7 protein-coding genes are annotated in these 8990 nt (G+C 73.7%); 1 reads left to right on the top strand and 6 read right to left on the bottom strand.

Features of this window, described 5'->3' with window-relative positions:
* From GSF22_RS26275 to GSF22_RS26300, 6 genes are all read right to left on the bottom strand, one after another.
* On the bottom strand, positions 1–1356 hold a 1356-nt coding region (locus GSF22_RS26275), incomplete at its 3' end, for a lysine N(6)-hydroxylase/L-ornithine N(5)-oxygenase family protein (RefSeq protein WP_208816414.1).
* Positions 1353–2873 carry a pyridoxal phosphate-dependent decarboxylase family protein gene (locus tag GSF22_RS26280; protein WP_307804337.1) on the bottom strand — a complete coding sequence of 507 codons (1521 nt, stop codon included), beginning with the start codon at positions 2871–2873 and terminating at the stop codon, positions 1353–1355. The genes GSF22_RS26275 and GSF22_RS26280, both read right to left, overlap by 4 nt.
* A gap of 241 nt (positions 2874–3114) precedes the next feature.
* A complete protein-coding gene (locus GSF22_RS26285; RefSeq protein ID WP_208816415.1) occupies positions 3115–4713 on the bottom strand; it encodes an asparagine synthetase B family protein in 1599 nt (532 codons plus the stop codon).
* Positions 4695–5654, bottom strand: a complete 960-nt coding sequence (locus GSF22_RS26290; protein ID WP_208816416.1) for a DUF5715 family protein — start codon at positions 5652–5654, stop codon at positions 4695–4697. Before GSF22_RS26290 ends, GSF22_RS26285 begins: the two co-directional genes overlap by 19 nt.
* A gap of 221 nt (positions 5655–5875) precedes the next feature.
* Positions 5876–7222, bottom strand: a complete 1347-nt coding sequence (locus GSF22_RS26295; protein ID WP_307804340.1) for a cellulase family glycosylhydrolase — start codon at positions 7220–7222, stop codon at positions 5876–5878.
* 218 nt (positions 7223–7440) lie between these two features.
* Entirely contained in the window at positions 7441–8391 is a 951-nt protein-coding gene (locus GSF22_RS26300) for a DMT family transporter (RefSeq protein WP_307804338.1), read from the bottom strand.
* Between the two features lie 155 nt (positions 8392–8546).
* Here GSF22_RS26300 and GSF22_RS26305 point away from each other — a divergent pair.
* Positions 8547–8990: family 43 glycosylhydrolase (locus GSF22_RS26305; RefSeq protein WP_208816418.1), on the top strand; the 444-nt coding region annotated here is incomplete at its 3' end.

Consider the following 8990-nt stretch of genomic DNA (forward strand, 5'->3'; position numbering starts at 1 on the left):
GGCCGGGACGGGCGGATGCGCAGCGGTAGCCGGCGGGACGGGCTCGGCGTCGGCGGGTACCCCGAAGGTGGTGTACGCCGTGCGTGCGGGCAGCCGGTAGGCGGTGCGGCCGGTGACGGCGTTGAGGATGGTGGCACTGCGCCAGGCACCGAGCCCGAGGTCCGGGGTACCGACCCCGTGGGTGTGCAGTTCGGCGTTCTGCACGTAGAGCCCGCCGGTGACGGCCGGGTCGAGGGCCACCCGGTAGTCGCCGTCGACCCGGTACCGCCCGTCGGCGTCGGTGTCGATCAGGTGGGCGAGCGGGTCGAGCAGGTCGGGTCGACGGGCCGCGTACCCGGTGGCGGCCACCACCCGGTCGGTGCGGACCCGGAAGTCCCGCTCCTGGCGGGTCTGCCGGCAGTCCAGCAGGTAGCCCGCACCGGCCCGCTGGGCGGCCCGGACGTCGACGTTCGCGGCCATGGTCAGTCCGGGCTGCCCACCGCCGACCGAGCGCTCGTAGAGCAGGTCGTGGATCTCGGCGATGGTCTCGGCACTGATCGCCTTGTACAGCTGCCACTGCTGGCCGACCAGCCGGTCCCGGGTCGGTGCGGGCAGCTCCCGGAAGTACCGGGTGTGGTCCGGGGTGAAGTGTTCCAGCCCGAGTTTGGAGTACTCCATCGGCGCGAAGGCCGGTGACCGGGTCAGCCAGCGCAGCCGCCAGCCGTGCTCGGGGGCGCGGCGGAACAGGTCGAGGACGACCTCCGCGCCGGACTGGCCGGAGCCGATCACGGTGATGTCCCGCGCCCCGGCCAGGTCGGGCAGCCGGTGCAGGTACTCCCCGGCGTGGAAGACCTCCGCGCCGAGCAGGGGTGCCAGCGCGTCCGGGACCACCGGCTCGGTACCGACGCCGAGCACCACGTTGCGGGCGGTGACCCGGCTGGTCGTACCGGTGGTCCGGTCGGTGACGTCGACCTGGAACCGGGCCGCGCTCGCGTCCCAGCCGACCCCGTCGACCCGGGCGGAGAACCGGCAGCTCGGCAGGGAGCGGGCCACCCAGCGGCAGTAGTGGTCGTACTCGCGGCGCGGCACGTGGAACCGCTCGGCGAAGTAGAACGGGAAGAGCCGGTCGTGTTGGCGCAGGTAGGACAGGAAGGACCAGCGGCTGGTCGGGTCGACCAGGCAGACCAGGTCGGCGAGGAACGGCACCTGCAACCGGGCGGAGTCCAGCAGCAGCCCCGGATGCCAGTGGAACTGCGGCCGGGCATCGAGGAAGAGGGCCCGCAGGTCGGTCAGCGGCTCGGCCAGGGCGGCCAGGCCCAGGTTGAACGGGCCGACACCGACCCCGACGAGGTCGTAGTCGGCGGTGGTGGAGGTCATCGGGGCGGCTCCGGGTGGGATACGTCGTCGCCGGCCGTGACCACCAGGTCCAGCAGGGCGGCCAGGTCGGTCTCGGTGGCGTGCGGGTTGAGCAGGGTGAGCTTCAGCCACACCGCGTCGGCGACGCGGGTGCGACCGACCACGGCGGCCCCGGTGTGCAGCAACCGTCGGCGCAGGACGGCGTTGACCCGGTCCCGGTCGGCGGGGTCGGCGCCGGCCGGGCCCCGGTGCCGGAAGACCACCGTGGAGAGCACCGGCGGGGCGGCCAGTTCCAACCGGGGATCGGCGGCGATCCGGGTCGCCGCGTACCGGGCCAGGTCGTGGCAGCGGTCGACGAGCGCGCCGAGGCCCCGGCGGCCCAGTGCCCGGAAGGTCACCGCGAGTTTGAACGCGTCCGCCCGGCGGGTGGTCCGCAGCGAACGGCCGAGCAGGCTCGGGTAGCCGGCGGTCTCGTCGTCGGCCGGGTTGAGGTAGTCGACGCGGCGGGCCAGCGGCGCCAGCCGGGCCGGGTCGGCGGTGAGGAACACCCCGGCCGGTACCGGCTGCCAGCCGAACTTGTGCAGGTCCAGGGTGACCGAGTCGGCCCGCCCGATGCCGGTGAGCAGCCCGGCCAGCCGGGTGGAGAGCAGCGCCCCGCCGCCGTACGCGGCGTCGACGTGGCAGTGCACCCGGTGCGCGGCGCAGACGTCGACGATCTGCGGCAGCGGGTCGACGCTGCCGAAGTCGGTGCTGCCGGCGGTGGCCACCACCGCCGTGGGGAGCAGGCCGACCCGGATGGCGGTGGCGATCCGGTCGGCCAGGGCGGCCGGGTCCATCCGGTACGCGTGGTCGACGGGTACCGGCACCACGGCCTGTTCGCCGAGGCCGAGCAGGGCGGCGTTGCGGCGTACCGAGAAGTGCGCGACCTCGGCGCAGAAGACGCGCAGCCGGTCGGCGAGGGCTCCCAGGCCGCCGGCCGCCGCCGACCGGCCGGTGACCCGCTGCACCACGGTGTCGCGGGCCAGCAGCAGACCCATCAGGTTGGACTCGGTACCGCCGCTGGTCAGTACGCCCGCGTCCGGACCGCCGTGGAGCCCGACCAGCCGGCCGAGCGCGTCGACGACCAGGGGTTCCAGGGCGGTGGCCGACGGTCCCTGGTCCCAGGAGTCCAGCGACGGGTTGACCGCCCCGGCGACCAGGTCGGCGGCGACCGCCACGGCCAGCGGAGGGCAGTGCAGGTGTCCGGCGCAGTGCGGGTCGGCCGGGTCGGCGGTGCCGCCCACCAGGGCGGTGGCCAGCACGGACAGCACGGCAGCCGGGTCGTCGCCCTGTTCGGGGAGCAGGTCCGCGCCGAAGGCGGCCCGGACGGCGGCGGCGGTGGCGGCCGGTCCTCCGGTGGGTACCGGGCCACCGCGCCGGGCGGCGCCGGTGGTCAGCGCCTGCCGGGCGGCGTCCAGCAGGGGTGCGAGCGCGTCCGGTCCGGTCGCGCCACCGGCCAGCGCGGCGGCGGGCGGGGCGGCCCGGGTCGGTGCGGTCACGCCCCTGCCTCCGGGTGGGCCCGGGCGTCGTCGACCGCGTCGGCGAGCCGGGCCGTCCACTGGTCGGGCGGGGACTGCGGTCGGTGGGCGACGACCATGACACCTCCATAGGTAAGCCTTACCTAAGTACCACAGTGTCCGGTCGGTGCATACCTTTGCCGCAGATCCGTAACAAGAATGAACACGATGTGGCCGGGAAACCATCCACCCACGACGGTCCACGGTGGAGCCGGTCGGGCGGTCAGCGGACCGGGGTGGGCCGCCGACGGCCCGGGCCACCCAGCCGACGGACCAGCGGAGCGGCGTTCCACCGGGCCGCCCCGGCCAGGTCCCGGGCGTGTTCCAGCACGGTGTAGTCCGGTCGCGCGGCCCCGTCGGCGATCGCCCGGTCCAGGTCGTGGTCGCAGCGCGTGAGCACGCTGTCGAAGTCCCGGCGCAACGGCTCCCGCAGCTCGTAGCCGAACGACCGGTAGAGCCGGGCGAAGAACGGCTTGTAGAGCCGGGCCCGTTCGTGCAGGCCGGAGGAGTACGACATCGGGTGCTTCGGTCGGCGGGCGACGTAGTCGGGCAGCACGTCGGCGAAGGCCCGCCGGACGATCCACTTCTCCTGCCCGTCACGCAGTTTCCACCCCAACGGGATCCGCATGGCCAGCTCCACCAGGCTCAGGTCCAGGAACGGCACCCGCGCCTCCACCTGGTGGTCCATGCTGGTCCGGTCCACCCGCTGCAACTCGGTCCGGCACAGGTTACGGATCTTGTGCAGGAAGAGCCGGCGGGCCTGCTCCGGCGGCACGGTGTGGTACATCGGGTACCCGCCGAAGAGCTCGTCCGAGCCGTCACCGGTGAGCACCACCCTGATCCCCAGCTCCCGCAGCCGCCGGAACAACGGCACCGAGACCACCGCGTTGATGATGTCGCCGTACTCGGTCAGCTCCGACAGCCGGATCGCCTCGCGGATGTCGGCGAGCCGGATGTCGCGCGGACGCAGCTCCACCACCTCGTGCGGTACGCCCAGCTCGGCGGCGAGCCGACGGGCGTGGACCAGGTCCGGGCTGTCCGGGGTACCGACGGTGACCGCGACGCAGTCCGGGTGGAACTCACGGACGTGCAGCAGGGCCAGCGAGCTGTCCAGCCCACCGGAGAGCACCACCCCCACGGTCAGGTCGGTCCGCACCCGCACCCGGACACTCTCCCGCAGCGCGTCGCGGACCAGCGCGGCCGCCTCGTCCGGGTCGTCCAGCACCGGTCCGTCCTGCCCCAGCCGGTCCAGGTCGACGTACGGTCGCAGCCGCACCGACGCCGGGTCGGCCCAGCCGTGGTGCCCGGGTGGCACCTCACGGACCGGCGCACCGACCGGCACCAGGGCTTTGACCTCGGAGGCCAGGTGCAGACAGCCGGGCGGGCGGGACCAGTACAGCGGCTTGACCCCGAGCGGGTCCCGGGCCAGGTACGTCCGGCCGGTGGCGCGTTCCACCACGGCGAAGGCGAACTCCCCGCGCAGCCGGCCGACCGCCTCCGCACCCCACTGCGTGAACGCGACGGAGACCACCTCGGTGTCGGAGACGGTCCGGAACCGGTGACCGAGGTCGCTCAGCTCCCGGCGCAGCTCGTCGTGGTTGAAGACCTCCCCGTTGTAACAGAGCAGCCAGCGGCCGTCGGCGGAGAACCAGGGCTGGGTGGCGTGCTCGGGGTCCACGATGCACAGTCGTCGGGTACCGGCGAAGATCTCGTCGTCGCGGTACGCCTCGGTCAGCTCCCCCCGGGGAGCCAGCGCGTCCAGGATCCGACGGAAGGTGACCAGCTCGGCGCCGGGGCCGACGCTCAGGGCGATACCGCACACGTCGGCACCTCCCCCATCTCCAGGTCGAAGGCGCGGCGCAGCCGGGGCAGGGCGGCCGGGGCGACGCAGACGTGCCAGGCCTGCCCCTCGTCGATCACGTTGATCTCGCCCGCGTCCTGGCGGCCGAGCAGCAGGGTGGCCAGCGCCTCGTGCGCGCCGAAGCGGCGGTACCAGTCCATCTCGATGTCGGCCGCGTACCCGACGCAGTGCGCGCTGGGCAGCACCGCCGCGTACCCGAGCCGCCGCAACCGGTGCTGGTGCTCCATGCTCCGGGCCAGGCTGGTGACCCAGAGCGGGGGCGTACCCGGCGGGGCGGCCAGGGCGAACTCGTGGGCGATCTGGCTGAGCAGGGCGATCATCTCGGGCCGGGTCCGGGCGAAGCGCAGGCCGGCGGTCCGGGGGGTACGCTCCGGCGCCAACCGCCGCTGCGCCGCGCGCAGTCCCCGGCCGAACAGGCTGGTCGCCTGCCGTCGGTACCGGAACCGGAGCAGCCCCTGCCGGCGCAGCCGGTCCAGGTCGACCAGGCCCGGCCCGTCGAGCACCTGCGCGTCGGTCAGGTAGGCCGGCTCGTCCCCCCACCACATGATCTCGATCCGGGAGAGCAGGTAGATCCGGACCAGCGCGGTCAGGTCCCGGGCGGAGCTGCGGTCGTTCGGACGGTAGCGCGCGATCTCCAGCAGCAGGGTCTCCCGGGCACCGGTCACGCCCTGCCCGGTGGCGGCCAGCACCGCCGCGATGGCCGGCTCGGCCAACCGCGCGGTCAGCACCTCCTCGGCACCGCCGTGGGTCAGGTCGGGGATCTCGGTCAGCAGGTCGGCCACCGCCGCGCGGTAGGCGTCGAGATCCGGTCCGGGTACGGCCGGCCGCCGGGCGGGCGCCAGGTGGGGGCCGGTCAGCGGCGGGACCTGCGCCCGCCACGGGCCACTGCCGGTTCCTCGCATCGTCGCGTCCTCTCTCCCGGTCCGGGCGGTACGGGATGCACCTGTCCGGAACGTAGCGAGTCGCGCCCTATGCCCGGACGAGAAATCCTCCTGTTCACCTCTTCGGGCGGTGGACCGGCCCGACGTGCGGGTCGGGGCACACGACAACGGCCGGTCGGGGGCACGACAACGGCCGGTGGGCCGGGGCGGCACGCACCCCGGCCCACCGGCCGTGCCCACGGTCAGAAGTCGTCGGCGGTACGGATCCGGTCGCGCACCCAGCTACCGGCCGGCTTCAGTCGACCGGTACCGCTGAACTGCCCGCTGCCACAGGTGCCGGTGGTGAAGACCGCACCGGAGCGGAAGTCGTCGGAGAAGTTCCAGTTCACCCAGCTGATCTTCCGGGCGGCCATCAGGTCGAGGTACCGCTGCGCCATGGTGAAGTCGTTCGCCCCGTCACCGGAGTAGTCCTGGGTGCCGAACTCGGTGACGAAGAGCGGCAGCAGGTCGGCGGCCCGGGCGAAGGTGTCGTAGTACGCGTCGCCGTGCGAGGCCGCGTAGAAGTGGAAGACGTACAGCAGGTTGCCGCCGGCCACCGGGTTGGCCACGATCGTGTCGACCCCGCCGCCGCTGCCGGAGACCCCGAGGGAGGACCAGTCGGGGGTGCCGACGAGCACCACCGCCTCCGGGTCACGCGCCCGGATGACCGGGATGACCTGCTCGGCGTAGCTCCTGATGGTGCCCCAGCTCACCCCGTTGGGCTCGTTGGCGATCTCGTAGAGCACGTTGGTCTTGTCCCGGTGCCGGTCGGCGATCTCGGCGAAGAAGGTCTTCGCCCGGGTCAGGTTGTAGGTGGGGTCACCGGGGCTGAGCATGTGCCAGTCGACGATGGCGTACATGCCCCGGGCGGTGGCCAGTTCGATGTAGGAGTGCACCAGGTCGGTGAACCGGCGCGGGTCGGTCTCGTACCCGCCCTCCTGGACGTACATCGAGATCCGCAGGACGTCCGCGTGCCACTCCCCCGCCAGCACGTCGAGCGACCCGGGGGTCGCGCAGTTGGCGTACCACTGGAGGCCGTGGGTGCTCATGCCGCGCAACTGGATCGGCTTGCCGTTGCGGTTGCAGAGCTGCCGGCCGCAGACCCGCAGCTGCCCGTTGGCCGCCACCGGGGTGGTCGCGGGCGGTGGTGTGCCGGTGGGTGGCGGCGTGGTGGTCGGCGGGGTCGTGGTCGGCGGCGTGGTGCCGCCGCCGCAGGGCTGACCGTTGAGCAGACAGCCGGAAGGGGTGCCCGACCCGTTGCCGATGAAGCCGAAGGTCACCGAGGCGCCGGGCGCGATGGTGCCGTTCCAGGACTGGTTGGTGAAGGTGTGGTGCTGCCCGGCACTGGTCAGCAGGGCGTCCCAGGAGGAGCCGATGGTGGTGCCGGCCGGCAGGTCGAACTCCAGCCGCCACGAGCCGACGGTGCTCGACCCGCCGTTGGTGATGGTGTATCTGCCCTCGTAGCCGGATCCCCAGTCGGCGACCCTGCTGAACGTCGCGGTCGGTGTCGTCGCCGCGTGCGCCACGACGGTCACCCCCCAGGACGCCACGGCCGTTGCCGCGACGAGGCCGGCGGCGAGGACGGATCTGCCGATACGCGTCACGGGGCTCCTCCAGTCGGATCTCCGCCAGCCGGGCGGCGACGGTAACCGGTCGACGGGTGTCGAGCGCTCCCAAAATATAAAGAAACTTAAATATATTCGCAACGAAGGCCGGTCGCCGGGGAGCGGACGCCCGGCTCAGCCCGCCGGCGGGACGGACGCCCGGCTCAGCCGTCGGTGGTCCGGCGGGCCGGCCGGCGGGACAGGTAGACCCCGCCCAGGCAGAGCGCCCCACCGAGCAGGGCCAGGGCGGCGGGCACCTCGTCCAGCAGCACCCAGGCCAGCAGCACCGTCACCGACGGCACCAGGTAGGTGGTCGCCGCCAGCCGACCGGCGGACGTCCGGGCCAGGGCGTACGCCCAGGTGGTGAAGGCCAACGCGGTGGGGAACACGCCGAGGTAGAGCAGCCAGCCCACCGCCGGGACGTCGGCCGCCGCCACCTCGCGCAGCAGCGCCGGGGCGAACGGCAGGCAGACCACCACGCCGACGGTGGCGGCCAGCCAGGTCACCGGCAGGGCGGAGGCGGACGCCAGCAGCGGCTTCTGGGCGACCACGCCGACCGCGTAGGTCACCGCAGCGACCAGACCGAGCAGCACGCCCCAGCGGTCGGCCTGCCGGCCGGGGGTGGCGACCGCGATCAGCACCACCCCGGCGAAGGCGACCGCGCCGCCGGCGGCCAGGCCGCCCGGGAAGCCCTCACCGAGCAGCAGCCCGGCCAGCACGGCGATCAGCACCGGACCGATGTTGACCAGCATCGCGGCCGTACCGGCGTCGACCCGCTGCTCGGCGGCGTTCAACGCGACGTTGTACGCGCCGAACCAGGTCACCCCGCACACCGCCACCAGCCACCAGTGCGACCGGGCCGGCCACCGGTCGGCGGTCCCGGCCGGACGCCGCGCCACGGTCACGCCCCGGGCCAGCAGCAGCGCGCCCAGCACGACGCTGGCCACCAGGAGCCGCCCGAGGGTGAGCGCCCCCGGGGAGAAGTCCGTCCCGACGTGTCGGATCGCGACGAACGCGGAGGCCCACAGCAGCACGGTGACCCCGGCCGCGAGCAGCGGCAGGACCGGGGCGAGTCGGGTGGTCACGGACGGTCGGGGTGGGGCGGTCAGCAGCACGCGCGCCAGCCTACGGCCGTACCGGTAGAACACCGAGCGGGTTTCGGACGTCACGGTGACGGTCTTTACAACGTTGGATACAACGTTGTAGAAACGGGGCACCGACGCGGCCGACGCCGCGCCGACCCCTCCCCCGACCCCCTGAGGCAGGTCTGATGGGACACCTCCACCGCGGCGGCGCGATCACCGCCGTACTCGGGCTGCTCCTGGCCACGGTCACCCCGGCACCGGCGGTCGCCGGCCGGGACCCCCGGCCGGCACTGCGCAACCCGATCTCGGCCGAGTTCGCCGACACCTTCGCCGACCCCGTGATCGTCCGGGGCCAGGACGGATTCTGGTACGCGTACGGCACCACCGACCCGTTGCACGAGGGCGAACGGGTCTTCCACCGCATCCCCACCGCCCGCTCGGCCGACCTGGTCCGCTGGACGTACGTCGGCGACGCGTTCACCGCCGACCAGCAGCCGCCGTACGCCGCACCCGGCGCCGGCTTCTGGGCCCCGGACGTGCGGTTCCTCGACGGCCGGTACGTCATGTACTTCACCGTCACCGACACCACGGTCTCCCCCGAGGGCGGCGACTTCGCCATCGGGGTGGCC

This window comes from Micromonospora echinofusca, from assembly GCF_017614955.1.
Taxonomy (GTDB): Bacteria; Actinomycetota; Actinomycetes; order Mycobacteriales; family Micromonosporaceae; genus Micromonospora; species Micromonospora echinofusca_A.